We start from the raw sequence: 14,793 nt of genomic DNA on the forward strand, positions 1-14,793 counted from the left end.
AACTTATTTTTAAGCCACTAAAAATTGCAGGTTTGGGAAGGTCAGAAGTTGTTAGATAATTAGTTGGTAAGGTAGGGGCTGGTGCAGTAGCGGCGTTACAGTGTAATGCCGCTACAAGGGTAATGCCGCTACAAGGGTAATGCTCAACATAGTAAGAACAATTTTAATTGCGGTTACGTCCGCCACCCTCTTGCCTGAAGTTACCTCTCTCGCCACCATCGCCTCGTCTTTCCTGTGCCGGTGCACTGGCTCCGCCAAACTTCCGGATGTTATAAGAAAATGTCATCATGAAAAAGCGCTGCAGCACCGTAGACTGCACATCCTCGATGTAGTTGGTGTTGATGTTTCGCTGGATGCTGAGGTTTTCGCCTAGCACATCGTTTACGCTCAGGCTTAGCTCCCCACGCTGGTTCTTCAGCATCTTTTTGCTCAGGCTCATGTTCCAAAGGGTAAAGCTGGTGTTGTAACCCGACGATAATCCGGCGTTCAGCTGGTGGGCCAGTTCGGTGCGGTACACAAGCCCTTTCCAGAAGGAAACGCTGGCCCTTAGCTGCGTTGACTGGTTAAAAAAGTTGTTGTTAGCACCCTCTCTGGAAGCAACCGAGTTGGTAACAACATTGTAGCTGCCATTAGAGGAGAGGCTGAAATCTATTTTCTCGCTGATGTTGCTGCTTAAGCTGGTCCCTAAGCGGTAATTAGTGGTGTTCGAGAAGTTGAGTTCGTTATTGATCAGGCCCGGTGTTCTGGTATAGCCAACACCTCCTGTAATGTTTAGATTTGTTTTTAGTGCTTTCAGAGGTTGTCCGTAGCTTAAAAAGGCTCTTGTGTTCCAGTTGCCGTTCAGGTTCACGGGCCTGATGATCTGGGCTCCACGTAGTATTTCGACTCCAGCCGGCACATCTGCCGGAGCAGCATCGGAGGTGCTGTTCGTGATAAAGTTATTTACCAGTGAGCCTGTTATAAAAGCAGAGAAAACACGGTTTGTCTCGGCGTTAAAGGAGCGGTAGCGCAGGTTCATGTTGTGCTGGTAGGCCTGCACGAGGTTCGGGTTACCGATTCTGAAACGCAGCGGGTTTGTATTGTCCAGTACATCCTGAAGCTGGGTAATAGAGGGTGCATTGGTGTTGGTGCGGTAATCGAGCTGCAGGTTCTTTGTTTTTGAGAATTTATATTCGAGCTGCGCAGTAGGCAACACCCGATGAAAGGTCGTGTTCATCTCGTACTCGGTCGGGTACACACGCTTGTTCTGAAGATTTGCAAGCTGGTATTGGGTCTCGAGCTGCACCCGCACCTTTTCTGAGTTGTATTGGTAGCTGCTTTTGGCCTCATGTGTCAGGTAATCGCTTACCGAGGAGTTGCTGTAATAGGGGTTAAAGAAATCGTAAAGCCCTGTCTGCTCCACCAGGTCGTAGGTAAGCCTTTCGGAGTCGTCGGTGCGGTTGCTGTACTGGTACTCCAGCTGCAGCCTGCCTTTTTCACCTACGGGTTCTGCAAAGGCCACATTCGTTCGCCACGATAGGTTGTTTCTTTCAGTAGCTATCTGCTGGTCCAGGTCCACATTCCGGTCTGGCCTTTGTGCATCCTCCACGGTGTTTTCCCTAAAAACAGAGCCATCGGTAAGGCTGTAACTGGTGCTCAGACTGCCCGAAATAGTGCGACCGGGTTTTATGAAGCGGTGACTGAAATTGATGTTGTTGTTAAAGCTGTAACTGCCGTTGTCGGAGGTATTGGCTGTTTCGGAGCGGTTGAGCACTGCCTGGTTATATAGAGCATCCTCAAATTCAGTGGCGGCCGCAAAAAGCGTATCATACAACGATACGCCAGACGATCTGGAGAATGCATCTGTGGTAGTGGTGGACATACTCGGGGTTATCAGGATCCTGTTCCGGTCGTTTATTTTATACTCCAGCCTAAAGTTAAACTGGTGGCCGGCGCTGGTGTTGGTGTTATAGCTGTTGTTATATGTTTCCTGGTTGAGGTAGGAGGTGTTAATATAATCCCGGAACTGAGAGGTGTTGTTGTTGTTACGGTTGTTGGTGTACGCGTATGTACCGCTTGTCTCTATTTTCTCGCCCCACACATCGTTGTAGTTAACCCGAAAGTTGTTAATGGTTGAAATGCCACTGGACGCCCCACCACCGCCGCTGTTGCCGCCACCGCGTTGCCCTCTGCGGCCCCGCATACCACCACCTGGCGCTTCGCCGGCAGAGAAATCCTGCATGTTTATGTTGTTGCTGATGCCGGTAAAGGTAAAGCGGCGATCACCTTTAAAAGCGTTTACACTTGCACCAGCCATATAGCGCTCATTTGTGCCAACTCCGGCTGCTACTTTACCGAACTGACCTTGCCGGCGGTTTGGCTTTGTAACGATGTTAATGGTTTTAGCCCTGTTGCCATCATCAAAGCCACTAAATTCAGCCTGGTCGCTTTTCTTGTCGAAAATCTGGATGTTCTCGATTACCTCTGCTGGCAAATTGCGCAGGGCGGCATCGGCATCTTCTCCAAAAAACCGTTTGCCATCTACCAGCACCTGCCTTACTTCTTCGCCCTGCGCCTGAATTTTACCGTCTACTATGACCACGCCTGGTAATTTGGTCACCAGATCTTCGGCACTGGCATCTGGGGCTACTTTAAAAGCGGCGGCATTAAAAATAGTGGTGTCTCCTTTTTGCTCTCCCAAAGGTATCTGGCCCACTACCTCGATTTCCTTCATGGTGGTGGCCTCAACTTCCAGCAGCAGTTGCCCCAGGTTCAGGTCGCGCTGCTGCACCTGCAGGTTTTGACGGAAGGTTTTATAGCCGATGTATTGTATGAGCAACTGATAAGCTCCTGCAGGCACCTTCTCAAGCCTAAAAGCACCCTCTTTATCTGTTATGGTCGTTACCTTTGTCGAATCGGATAAGCGCAGCAACAGAATACTTGCACCGGGTAATGTTTCGTCTGCTTCTTTACTTTTTACAGCGCCCAACACCGATGCATTTTGCGCCTGCACCTGCCAGTTCATGAGTAGTAGTAAGAGGAGGAGGAGAGGTAGCAGTTTTGGCATGCCGGCTAAATTAAAATATATCTGTTTTCCGATGTTAGACAGACTTTTGCCTGTTAGGTTTAACCCTTCAGAAAAAAAGATAATCTGGCACAGAATGTGACACTAGAATGCCGCACAAATTTAGTAATATAGTGGTGAGAACGTCTTTTTTAGAGCCTGCCATTTCAGATGCTCCGGCCACGACAGAATGTTTAGTTAAGTATACTGTGCATTAGCAGGAGTTCTCAGGGTGTTTAATCGGTAGAGACGGGAAGAAAAAAGAAACTGCTTCTTGCAGGTTACTTTAATATTAAGTGGGTATTAAAAGAGAACGCTGACTTTTTTATGTGGCCATTGCAACTATTTCAGCTTCGCAGGAGTCTTCCAGGTAAATAATTTTGTAGAGTGACTAGCCCAAACAGAACCGGCTTTTTTAAGCGCCGCATTTCTCAGCCCATCCTGAATTTGCTCAAGCAGGGCATGACGCCTCCCAAACTGTCGCTGACATGTGCTGTTGGAACCGTGCTCGGAATTATTCCAGCTTTCGGTATAACCACGGTGCTGGTTACGTTGGTGGCAGCACGGCTTAAACTTAACATTGCGGCCACGATACTCATCAGTTACCTCGTGCAACCGCTTCAACTCCTACTGCTCATTCCTTTTGCCCGCGCAGGCATTGCTTTGTTTCAACTAGAGGACCTTCAATTTACACTCGATGAGATTTTGGCCCTGTTTCAGGCCGATTGGCTGCAGGCCTTGCACATGCTCTGGCTGGCAAACCTGGTAGCCGTTGTCGCCTGGTTTATTTTAGCAGCTCCCATAGCTGCCTTACTCTATTATAGTCTTCTGCCTGTCTTCCGTAAAGTTATACCAGCCACCAGTATCATCCGGCCGGTTTAAAAACAAGTACCCTTGAACGAAAAAAGCCCATTTAGCTTTTGGAGGGCTTTTTAGTTAGAATAATTGAGTTTGACTCTATAGCTTTAATAGAGCTTGGCGAAATAATTATTGCCATGCTGAATTTGCCAACTTAAGGTAATTTATCAGGAAGTAAAGCTTAGAAGTTAATAGGTTGCTTTTGATAAACAGATTACTTGAACTGAAGAGGCCGGGGATTAGTAGTCATGAGCGAGGACGCTCTCGCCAGCATGATTTTTAATTTATATTTTATAATTAGGAGACCCGCTAAGTAACTCGAGCATGGCCTTTGCCTTTAGCAGGCATTCCTCGTACTCGCGTTGTGGGTCGGAGTCGTAGGTGATGGCGCTGCCGACCATAAAGGAGAGGTAACCGGCGCGGGCATTGTATTGCAGGCTTCTGATCACCACATTAAAATCGCAGTCTTTGTCGGGTGTAATGTAGCCGAAAGCTCCGGAGAAAAGGCCTCTTTTGGTTTCTTCCAACTCCTCTATTAACTGCATGGCTTTAATTTTGGGAGCACCAGTCATGCTGCCCATCGGAAAGGCGCCGGTTAATGCATCCACTAAATCGCATTCGGGCCTTAGGTGGCCGGTTACTGTCGTAATCATCTGCGACACTTGCCGGAAGCCGTAGATGCCGAACATTTCTTCTACTGTTACACTACCTGTGGCACATGACTTCCGCAAATCGTTACGCACCAGGTCCATAATCATCATATTCTCGGCCAGCTCTTTCTCGTCGTGCCGCAGTTGCTGTTGCAGTTGGGCATCTTCCTGCGGTGTAGCACCTCTGCGAATGGTGCCTTTAATGGGCTGCGAAATAATTTTACTTCCAGTCTTTTTCAGAAAGCGCTCCGGTGAAGCACAAAGCAGAAACTTGTCGTTGTATTTCAGATAACCTGCAAACGGAGCAGGAGAGGCCTGGCTTAAAGAAAGAAACAGGCCAAGCGGGTTGAGGAATACATTCTCTGAAAAGAATTCGATGCAGTAATTTAGTTCGTAGACATCGCCTTGCAAAATATGCTGCCGAATACGCTCTACCTTTGCTTTATATTCGGTGGAGCTAACCCTTTGCTGCACCTGTAACTGCTGTGGCGCTGCAGGTTCAGGAGTGGTTACTGCAACAATCTGTTCAACCACCTCAGCAGCTTTATCTATTGAACAAAAAATAGTTACGCCATCACTGTTAAAGTATATTCTTGTTTGAGCCTCAAAAAATAATACCTCCGGAAATTCAAGATAGTCGCTGTTTTGGCTCTGCAGCTTTTCTACCTGGTTCTTCAGGTCGTACCCCAGGTAGCCGCACCACATGCTTTCCTGTTGCTGCAATAGCTGCCTGATGCTTTCGAACGCATGACCTTGCTCAATGGCTAGAGGAGCTCCAGCAGAAACAGCCAGCACATGGTCAAAGCCCTGGTACGGATAGGGAATCTGGTGAGACGTATAATAGGCCACCAATAGAAACTGATCAGCCCAGCCAAGCGCCTTTCTTCTAAATTCCTCCAGAGAAACAGGCAGATCAGTGGCAGGGAAGTAGGTGCTATGCATGTGTTAAAAGTGGTATTAGATCAGGAGCAGAAAGTAAGCCTAAAGCCTTGACTAGCCTTGGGTCAAAATTACTGATTTTAGCTTTTGAAGGGCAATTTCATTTAAATAATTCATTTGCCTTAAATGATGATTTAGCGAAGCATCAGCAGGTACAAGACAAGGCTGTAATGTTACATTCGTGCTGCACAAGTGAGAATTGCTAAAGTGGCAGCCACAAAAAAAGGATGGGGTTAGCCATCCTTTTTTCACCAGAAGCGAGAAACGCTTTATGGGTTTAGTATACACGCTGCTCCACACCAGCCAGAATTCGGCCGCAGTGCTCGCATACAATTACTTTTTTCTGAGCGGCAATATCAGCCTGACGTTGTGGGGGAACTGTGTTAAAGCAACCACCGCACGCATCTCTTTTTACTGTTACTACTGCCAATCCGTTACGAACGTTCTTCCTGATTCGGGTGTAGGCGCTTAACAAACGATCTTCAATTTTGGTAGAAGCTACATCACGATCCTGCTCCAGCTTGTTTTCTTCGTCTTCGCTTTCAGAAACAATCTGATCAAGTTCTTCTTTTTTGTTGATGAGGTCTTTACGGCGCTCTTCCAGGCGGTCCTTTGTGCCTGTAATTTCGCTGTTCTTTTGCTCTATCTGGTAGTAAGCTTCTTTAATCTTTTTCTCTGCAATCTGAATCTCCAGTTTCTGCAGCTCAATTTCTTTGGTTATGGCGTCGTATTCGCGGTTATTACGCACATTTGTCTGCTGGTCTTCATACTTGCGAATCAGGCTCTCTGCGTCTTTGATAGACTGCCTGCGTACACCGATAGATTCGTTTAAACCAGCAACCTCGTCATCAAACTTCCGAACCCTTACTTCATAGCCTTCGATCTCGTCTTCCAGGTCCTGAACTTCTTCTGGTAAATCGCCTCTTACGCGTCTGATCTCGTCGAGCTGTGAATCTATGCTTTGAAGCTTTAAAAGTGCCTCTAATTTGCTGGCTACCGTACTTTCCATGTATTAAAAAGTGTATCTGACAGGGTTAGTGTTGACAATTGATAAATAGACTGCAAAAGTAGTAAAGTTTTTTGAAAGTGTATCATAAAATATCTCCTTTGTGTATACTTCACTCTCATAATGGCCAATGTCGGCAATCATCAACTTGCCATCAGCATCGAAGAACTCATGGTATTTTACGTCACCGGTAACCAGGGCATCGGCACCTTTTCTTTTCGCGTCCTGAATTAAAAAACTACCTGCTCCGCCACATACAGCTACCCGGCTTATTTTTTTATTCCCGATGGAAGTATAACGCAGGCCGGCAAGTTGCATCTTCTCTTTCAGCCACTGCAGAAAATCTGCCTCCTGCAACGGCGCAGGCAGCTCTCCAATCATGCCTATTCCCACTTCCTGGCTTAAATTTTCAAGGCTTGTCAGGTAATGGGCTACTTCTTCGTAGGGGTGTGCCTGCCGCAGCGCAGCCAGAACAACGTGCTGCAGGTGAGCCGGGAAAATTACTTCCAGCCGGTCTTCCGGCACTTGCTTCAGCTTACCGACTTCACCTATGGCAGGTGCAGCATTGGCTGTGGGTAAAAACTGGCCTGTTCCCTCAACCTGGAAGCTGCAGTTACGGTACTCTCCGATCTGGCCGGCTCCGGCCTGGTGCAGGGCTTGCAAAACCTGTGCAGTGTTTTCGGGAGGCGAGAAAGTAACCAGCTGCATGAGCGTTTGTGGCTTATGAACAAGTACCTTAGCGTTCTGTAGCTCCAGCTTTTGTGCAATCTTATAATTAACGCCGTTATGTACGCTGTCGAGGTTGGTGTGGCAGGCATAGATAGCGATATCGTGCTTAATGGCTTTAATTAAAGTGCGCTCCACATAACTGCGGCCCGTCAGCTGTTTCAGCCCCTTAAATATGACCGGATGATGCGCCACCACCAGATTGCAGCCTTTCTCAATGGCTTCGTCCAGTACCGCTTCGGTGCAGTCTAAGGTTACCAGCACACCTGTAACCGGCTGTTGGCGGTCGCCGGTCTGGAGCCCCACATTATCGTAAGATTCCTGGTAGCTCGGAGGAGCAAGATGCTCCAAAACTTTTATTACATCAGCTATCGTTGCCATACATAGTTTCTTTCTGATTATTTAACGTAGGTAGTGTTCGGCCAAATTTAAAATTAACACTATTGAGCAGGTACTTTTGCTTCTAACGCTAATCGTCTTAATTGTTTTAAAATCGAACTGGTGTTTTAAAATCTTTAATTTTGAATTTCTAATTTTTAATTGAGTGAAGCTCCTAGAAGCAGCAATAGGTTAAAATTAGTTTTATTTTTGCAGGCGTTAAAACCCGATGGTAAAAAAACTGAAGTTGCTGTTGTTGCCTTTTTCCATTTTATATGGAGGCGTTATGCGTGTGCGTAATTATTTATACGATGCAGAAGTGCTGCCTGTAGAGCGTTTTGCTATGCCGGTACTTGCTGTTGGCAACCTGACAGTTGGCGGAACCGGAAAAACACCTCATGTAGAGTACCTGCTGCGGCTGCTCGCTCTTTATCGTGTGGCCACCCTCAGCAGGGGCTACAAGCGGAGCACCAAGGGCTTTGTACTGGCCGGAGCAGAAGCAACTGCTACCAGCATTGGCGATGAACCTTTCCAATATTACCAGGATTTTAAAGGCACTAGGGTGGCTGTTTCCGAAAACCGCGTAGCAGGCATACACCACTTGCAGCAGCTAAAGCCCGCACCAGACATTATTGTGTTAGATGATGCCATGCAGCACCGGCCTGTGCAACCGTCTTTAAATTTACTTATTACGGATTTCCTGCGCCCGTTTTACAAGGATTTTGTGCTGCCCGCCGGGTTGCTACGGGAGCCCAGAGCCGGAGCCCGCCGTGCCGATGCAGTACTGGTAAGTAAATGCCCCGCATCACTAACAGGGCAGGAGAGGCAGAAAATCAGGAGCCGGATCAGAAAGTATACCAAACCCCATACGCCAATATTTTTTACCGGGTACCGTTATGGTAAGGCTGTTCGTTTTGGAAGTAAGGCTGCCACGCTGGGTAAAGAAGTTATTTTGCTTACTGGAATCGCCAATGCAGCACCTTTGGTAGAGTACCTGCAGGAGCAGGGCTATTCGGTTTTGCAGCACCTGGCGTACCCCGACCATTACCACTATACTATAAAGGACCTGCAGGAGGTGCAGGAACTGTTGCAGGCAAAGCAAAACAGCCAGGCCTGCATCATCACGACCCGTAAGGATGCCGTAAAACTGGAGGCACCGGAGATAACTCCTGTAACCCAGTTGCTACCCTTATTTTATATTCCGATAGAAGTATTTTTTCTGGAGGACCAGGCCACTTTCGATTCGCTGGTGCTGGAGCATGTAGCTGAAAGAATAGACGCAGCCAAACAACCTTAACAAGTTGTAAATTAAAAACCTATACCCTTGAGATGTATGCTAGAAAATAGCTTTTGAAGGGCAATTTTATTTAAATAATTTGAAGACAAGCGCAAAAGCAGGCCTTTAGTTAAAGTTACTGTAGATAAAAGCTGACGGTATAAGACTGCTTTACTTAAGCATAGTGCACACTAGTTGTGCGAAAAATACTAATTTTGAATTGTGATACGAAAGCTTCTTGCAGGATTTATAGTAACCCTCGTTCTGATGGCTGGCACACAGGTTGCCAAGGCCCAGATTATTGATGACTCCACTAAAGTGCTCTACGGTCCCCGCACGACTTTGCAGTTGTATGAGAGAGATGTGTTTGAGGGCACCTACCGTGAGCAAAGAGTCGATACTTCCGTACACAACCTGCACAACGAGCGGTATTGGTACCAGGATACCCTTTTTTACCAGGACCTGGGCAATATTGGCACGGCTGCCAAACCCTTGCTTTTCAGGCTACCGACACAGATTGGGGCCCGCTCCGGCAGAAATGCCTTTAACCGCTATGCCTACGATCCGCTCCGGATAAACTATTTCGATACCCGATCGCCATATTCGCACCTGCATTATGTGCAGGGAGGTAGAGGGCAACAGGTATTTGAAGCCATGCATGCCCGCAATATATCCGAAAACTGGAATATCGGTATCGCATACAAATTACTGGCAGGTAACAGGCAGGTTGGCCCCTCCACCACCTTACGCGGCGACAGGGTAGTTGACGGGCAAGCAGTAAAATTCTTTACCCATTACAGGTCAAAAAACGAAAAATATAATGTTTTTGCCAATTTCACACACCTGAACCACGAGCAGGTGGAGTTTGGGGGCTACAATCCCGGAGACCTTCCGCCGGATAGTATATTTGAACGCGACTTTCAGCAATCCCAGATTTTCCTGACGCAGGCCACCAGCAGGGAAATGCGCAACAATTTCCATGTGCTGCAGCTCTACAAACTGGTCGGCGAAGACTTAAAGCTGTACCACGCGCTCGATACACGGCGGCAGCAGGTCAGGTTCCAGGATAATGGCATTCAGCGTGTAGATACTACCACAACCAGACCTGTTTATTATGACCGGACCCTTCATCATCCTACCCTGACCGATGACCGTAGTTTTTACCGCGAAACGCAGAACGAATTTGGCGTTACCGGCAACAGCAAATACTCATTTTTTAAAGGATTTCTGAAGTACCGTAATGCCAGCCAGGAGTACAGTGTGCTTCAGTTTGTAGAAGATGATTCGACTACTACCAGACGCACAGAGGATTTTAAAATAAACCAGCTCTTTGTTGGCGGGCAGCTCCGCATGCACTACCAGAACAAGGCCATGCTGCAGCTCGATGGCGAGTTCCAGATGACAAACGATTATAAAGTGTCGGGTTTGGTTTACTTTGAAGGGTTACAGTTCATGCTCAGCCGGGTGCTCCGTTCGCCTTCGTTTACGGAACAACGCATGTTTAGCAACCATTTCAACTGGAACAACAGTGGCTTTCAGAGCAGCGTTACCGATTACATTCAGGCCAGTTATGTGGGCAAGCTCGGCAACCGGCAATACCTTAAGTTTCATGGCTACTACGCTAACATTAAGCGGCATATCTTCTTTAATGAGCAGAAGATGCCGCAGCAGCTCGGTGGTAACCAGCGGCTGGTTGGGGCGCAACTGGAGCACCGTATTCACTTCGGCCCGCTGCATTTCGATAACACCGTAGCCTATACCAACACCGACGAGGCCGAGGTGATTCGGATTCCGGAATGGCTGGTGAATTCCAAACTTTACTTTCAGGGGTCTTTATTCAAAGAAGCGCTTTTCGGGCAGTTTGGTGTAGAAATGACCATGCCTTCTGCCTACATGGCTGATGCCTATGAGCCTGTTACCCAACAGTTTCGTTTGCAGAACGAGTTTATGCAACCAGCTTACCCGCTTTTCGATGTGTTCCTGAATGCTGATATAAAAACATTAAATATCTTCCTGAAAATGGCGCATGTTTCAGATGGCATTATTACACCGGCTTACTGGTCTACACCGAACTACCCGAATATGCGTCGCAGCTTTATTTTCGGCATTAAATGGATGTTTTTTGATTAACAGACCCTTGACACGTTAGAGCTGATATTTCTTCGGAAGGCCATTTTCATTTAAATAATTGCCGATTTACGGGTTATTGGGTAAATGGCTGGTTTAGAAAAAAAAGCATTCTTTCCCACCTAATCTTAAGCTCATCAATTTACCTAACTGTATTTAATTAGCCAAGTACTTACCACATGGAACCAGAAGAGAACGCACCTTTTCAGCCTACCAAAACAATTCTGAAGCTGCAGCTGCCTACCGACCCGCGTTGGGTAAACATAGCAGAAAAGAACATAGAAGAGATTCTGGTAGACCATGCTTATTGCGAGCAAAAAGCGGCGACTTCGGCTATTTCGCTTATTGTGAAGTACCCCGATAAAACCCAGTTGGTTGAAGAGATGACCGACCTGGTAGCAGAGGAGTGGAGCCACTTTGAGCGGGTGCTGGCAGAACTGAAGAAGCGGGGCTACGGACTTGGCCGCAACCGGCCCGATGAATATGTGGTGGAATTAGCCAAGCACATCCGGAAAGGCGGACAGCGCGAGCGCCAACTCATGGATCACCTCCTGATAAACGCGCTTATAGAGGCCCGTAGTTGCGAACGTTTTAAGCTGCTCTGGAAGAACATTGCCGATGAGGGCCTTCAGAAATTCTATTACGAGTTAATGGTGTCGGAAGCAGGTCATTTTGTAAGTTTCGTAAAACTGGCCAAACTCTACATGCCCACAGAAGTTGTAGATGCCCGCTTGAAAGAACTTCTGGAAATAGAAGCCGACATTATCAAGAACCTGGAACCCCGACCAGACAGGATGCACTAATTTTAATGGGCTACTATACTAAGGTATTAATATGTTAATTCTACCATATAAACTCCGTCTTAATCTATAGAAGTTACAGATTGAACTGCCAGCTGTTAGAGAATACAGGAGTTAAAATTATTTAAAACTGCAAAAATTAAAGGTAATTACCTATAAGTTTTGTCGTCATATATAGTAAGTAATATCGACCATTTAACAGTTTAGCACATTAACAGTTACCACATTAAATAAGTAACTCATTACTCAGGTTTTCTGCTTTTTCTTTTTGGCAGCCGGGAAGAGGATGTTGTTGAGGATGAGGCGGTAGCCGGGGGAATTGGGGTGAAGAGCTAAATCTGTGGGGTCTTCGCCAACCAGGTGCTGGTAATCTTCCGGGTCGTGCCCACCATAAAAGGTCCAGGTGCCCTGGGCGTAGGTGCCGTGCATGTATTTGATCTCACCCAGCTCTTTGTTCTCACCCATCACGATAACATCTGGCTTCACCAGGCGCTTCCGGAATGCGGTTGTCTGGCCCATAAAACCTTTAATGGTGCGGGTATGGTTCTGCGAGAGCATGGTCGGAATCGGGTCCCATTTGGCAGAGAAGGTGAAGAGGTTAAAAAAGTCGCTATGCTCCGATACGTTTCGCTCCTGGGGCTGCATATCGATGTTGGAGTACTCGTACTCGAGCGGGTTACGCACCAGCTTAAAGTCCTGAAAGGCAAAGGTTTTATTATAGTCCAGCTTCTCCTGCGCTTTAGGGTCTACGCCATCGCCATCGTACATCACGTCTACAATGTCTACACCTTCTGCGGCCAGGGCGATATCGTAGGTGTCGGTGGCAGAGCACATGGCAAACAGGAATCCGCCACCGGCGCAAAACTCTTTTATACGGTTTACAACAGCTCCTTTTAGTTGCGATACTTTGGCAAAGCCTAACTTCTTAGCCGATTCTTCTGCCGTGTGCTGTTGCTCCTGGTACCACGGAAAATGTTTGTAGCTCGCATAGAACTTCCCGTATTGGCCGGTAAAATCTTCGTGGTGCAGGTGCAGCCAGTCGTACTTCGGTAAGTCGCCGCGCATAATCTCCTCGTCGTAAATTTTGTCGTAAGGGATTTCGGCATAGGTGAGTACCAGCGTCACGGCATCGTCCCAGGGCATTTTCGCTTTTGGGGTGTATACCGCCACTTTCGGCACCTTCTCCAGCTTCATCACATCCATATTGGCTTCGGCATCGCTTATCTGGGAGAGTACGGTGGTATATTGGGCATCTGAAATAACCTGGTAGCTAACGCCACGCACAATCAGTTCGCTCTCGAGTTGCGGCGCATACTGAAATGCAAAGCTGCCGCCACGGTAGTTCAGCAGCCAGTCGACCTGTATATCTTTAGAGAGCACCCAATAGGCCACGCCATACGACTTCAGGTGGTCCTTCTGCGACTCATCCATCGGAATAAGTACGGTAGAGGCCAGTGCCTGAGAACCAAAAGCCAGGGCAATAAGAATGGTAGATATAAAACGGATCAGCATGAATTCAATTTTGTGGACTCAACAAATATACTAAAAATGAATGTTGTTTCAGAAAATGCCAGTATCTTAGATGCATTCCCTTTTTCGGCGCAAAAAGACGAAACAAGCCTTTAGACCCATATCTGCTTCTACCCATGAACCTGATAGAGAACATTCGGGAAGGACTTCGAGCCATCGTAAGCAACCTGCTCCGCACTATTTTAACCGGTCTTATTATCTCGATCGGCATTATGTCGTTGGTAGGTATTCTTACGGCAGTAGATAGCATGAAGTACTCGCTTCAACAGACTTTTTCGAACCTTGGTGCCAACTCTTTCGATATTCAACGAAAACAGAGCAACTATAGTGGCGGCAAAGCCGGTAAAGTTTATGCCACTATTACCTACAACGAGGCCCGCAAGTACAAGAACCTGATGGACGAGAAAGCGCAGGTCAGTTTATCGGCTTATGTGTCGGGCTCTACCGTTGTAAAGAGTAATACCGATAAAACGAATCCGAACATGAATATTGTGGCAGGCGATGAGAATTACATGCCGAACCGCAATATTAACGTAGCCTCCGGCCGCAGTTTTTCGCCTTTTGAATTAGAGAATGGCACCAGCGTTGCCATTGTAGGCATTGAACTGGTAGATAAGCTTTTCCCGAAGAAAGAGCCGATCGGGGAGTATATCACGTTTTTAGGCCGCAGGTTCAAGATAATTGGCGTTACAGAAAAAACAGGAAGCCAGATGGGCGGCACCAGCGCCGACAGGACCATAATAATTCCGCTCGAAGCCGGCCGGCAAATACCACTTAATGGCAACGCGCTGAGCTACGAAATCAAAACTATTTTAACAAACCCTGAAGAACTCGACTATGTTATGGGAGAGGCCACAGGAGTTATGCGCGCCGTTCGGCAAGACAAATTAGGCCAGGAAGATTCTTTTGAGATTAGCCGCAGCGACACCGCCATGCAGAAACTGACTGAGATCTCGGGCTACCTGAAAGCCGGTGGCTTCGTGATTGGCTTTATTACCTTGCTCGGCGCTTCTATTGGCCTGATGAACATTATGATGGTATCGGTGAACGAGCGAACCCGCGAAATCGGTGTACGGAAAGCCTTAGGTGCCACGGCATTTCAGATAAGGCAACAGTTCCTGATAGAGGCCATCGTGATTTGCCTGCTGGGTGGCTTTGTGGGCATCTTCTTAGGAATTATGGCCGGTAACGGTATTGCCGCGCTCATAGGCCAGGGCGGCTTTATTATTCCGTGGATCTGGGTGCTTGTTGGCCTTACTATTTGCGTTACGGTTGGCGTTATATCCGGTTCCTACCCAGCCTACCGCGCCTCCAAGCTAGATCCTATCGAGTCGTTGCGGTACGAGTAATGTTTTAGCTGCAGAAGCAGGTAAGACCCTTGGCAGGTTTTCCGAAAATTTTCTTCCGGAGGCTGATTTCATTTGAATAATTTAGCATCTCCCTAAACGCAAATCGACCAG

The 14,793-nt window shown here is 47.3% G+C and carries 10 protein-coding genes; 5 read left to right on the top strand and 5 right to left on the bottom strand.

Annotation, left to right across the window (positions count from 1 at the left end; all coding sequences use genetic code 11):
- Nucleotides 1-163 precede the first annotated feature (163 nt).
- The gene (locus FVR03_RS11880) at nt 164-3,046 is read right to left on the bottom strand and encodes an outer membrane beta-barrel protein (RefSeq protein WP_147921971.1); all 2,883 of its coding nucleotides are present in this window, start codon (nt 3,044-3,046) and stop codon (nt 164-166) included.
- Between the two features lie 384 nt (nt 3,047-3,430).
- Between FVR03_RS11880 and FVR03_RS11885 the strand changes: the two genes are divergently transcribed.
- Nucleotides 3,431-3,925 (top strand): DUF2062 domain-containing protein, encoded by a 495-nt coding sequence (locus FVR03_RS11885; protein ID WP_147921972.1) that lies wholly within the window; start codon nt 3,431-3,433, stop codon nt 3,923-3,925.
- A gap of 260 nt (nt 3,926-4,185) precedes the next feature.
- On the opposite strand, the gene FVR03_RS11890 is transcribed toward FVR03_RS11885, so the two are convergent.
- From FVR03_RS11890 to FVR03_RS11900, 3 genes are all read right to left on the bottom strand, one after another.
- Entirely contained in the window at nt 4,186-5,493 is a 1,308-nt protein-coding gene (locus FVR03_RS11890; RefSeq protein ID WP_147921973.1) for an anthranilate synthase component I family protein, read from the bottom strand.
- Nucleotides 5,494-5,767: 274 nt separating this feature from the next.
- A complete protein-coding gene (locus tag FVR03_RS11895; RefSeq protein WP_147921974.1) occupies nt 5,768-6,499 on the bottom strand; it encodes a zinc ribbon domain-containing protein in 732 nt (243 codons plus the stop codon).
- A 3-nt stretch (nt 6,500-6,502) separates the two neighbouring features.
- The gene (locus FVR03_RS11900) at nt 6,503-7,603 is read right to left on the bottom strand and encodes a Nif3-like dinuclear metal center hexameric protein (protein ID WP_147921975.1); all 1,101 of its coding nucleotides are present in this window, start codon (nt 7,601-7,603) and stop codon (nt 6,503-6,505) included.
- A gap of 226 nt (nt 7,604-7,829) precedes the next feature.
- Here FVR03_RS11900 and lpxK point away from each other — a divergent pair, with 226 nt between their 5' ends.
- The 3 genes from lpxK (at nt 7,830) to FVR03_RS11915 (ending at nt 11,806) form a co-directional block, all read left to right on the top strand.
- The gene (gene lpxK / locus FVR03_RS11905; RefSeq protein WP_147921976.1) at nt 7,830-8,897 is read left to right on the top strand and encodes a tetraacyldisaccharide 4'-kinase; all 1,068 of its coding nucleotides are present in this window, start codon (nt 7,830-7,832) and stop codon (nt 8,895-8,897) included.
- Between the two features lie 201 nt (nt 8,898-9,098).
- Nucleotides 9,099-11,006 carry a putative porin gene (locus FVR03_RS11910; RefSeq protein ID WP_147921977.1) on the top strand — a complete coding sequence of 636 codons (1,908 nt, stop codon included), beginning with the start codon at nt 9,099-9,101 and terminating at the stop codon, nt 11,004-11,006.
- 176 nt (nt 11,007-11,182) lie between these two features.
- Nucleotides 11,183-11,806, top strand: a complete 624-nt coding sequence (locus FVR03_RS11915) for a MiaE family protein (RefSeq protein ID WP_147921978.1) — start codon at nt 11,183-11,185, stop codon at nt 11,804-11,806.
- 243 nt (nt 11,807-12,049) lie between these two features.
- Here FVR03_RS11915 and FVR03_RS11920 read toward each other — a convergent pair whose 3' ends face one another.
- Nucleotides 12,050-13,315, bottom strand: coding sequence for an asparagine synthetase B (locus FVR03_RS11920; RefSeq protein WP_147921979.1), 1,266 nt, complete (start codon nt 13,313-13,315; stop codon nt 12,050-12,052).
- Between the two features lie 134 nt (nt 13,316-13,449).
- Here FVR03_RS11920 and FVR03_RS11925 point away from each other — a divergent pair, with 134 nt between their 5' ends.
- Nucleotides 13,450-14,682 carry an ABC transporter permease gene (locus FVR03_RS11925; protein ID WP_147921980.1) on the top strand — a complete coding sequence of 411 codons (1,233 nt, stop codon included), beginning with the start codon at nt 13,450-13,452 and terminating at the stop codon, nt 14,680-14,682.
- Nucleotides 14,683-14,793 lie beyond the last annotated feature (111 nt).

This window comes from Pontibacter qinzhouensis, from assembly GCF_008017455.1.
In the GTDB taxonomy this organism is placed as follows: domain Bacteria; phylum Bacteroidota; class Bacteroidia; order Cytophagales; family Hymenobacteraceae; genus Pontibacter; species Pontibacter qinzhouensis.

Bases quoted from the DNA above. Each gene is read 5' to 3' on its own strand.
- FVR03_RS11880 (WP_147921971.1), bottom strand. From the start codon at position 3,046: ATGCCAAAACTGCTACCTCTCCTCCTCCTCTTACTACTACTCATGAAC.
- FVR03_RS11890 (WP_147921973.1), bottom strand. From the start codon at position 5,493: ATGCATAGCACCTACTTCCCTGCCACTGATCTGCCTGTTTCTCTGGAG.
- FVR03_RS11895 (WP_147921974.1), bottom strand. From the start codon at position 6,499: ATGGAAAGTACGGTAGCCAGCAAATTAGAGGCACTTTTAAAGCTTCAA.
- FVR03_RS11900 (WP_147921975.1), bottom strand. From the start codon at position 7,603: ATGGCAACGATAGCTGATGTAATAAAAGTTTTGGAGCATCTTGCTCCT.
- lpxK (WP_147921976.1), top strand. From the start codon at position 7,830: ATGGTAAAAAAACTGAAGTTGCTGTTGTTGCCTTTTTCCATTTTATAT.
- FVR03_RS11915 (WP_147921978.1), top strand. From the start codon at position 11,183: ATGGAACCAGAAGAGAACGCACCTTTTCAGCCTACCAAAACAATTCTG.
- FVR03_RS11920 (WP_147921979.1), bottom strand. From the start codon at position 13,315: ATGCTGATCCGTTTTATATCTACCATTCTTATTGCCCTGGCTTTTGGT.
- FVR03_RS11925 (WP_147921980.1), top strand. From the start codon at position 13,450: ATGAACCTGATAGAGAACATTCGGGAAGGACTTCGAGCCATCGTAAGC.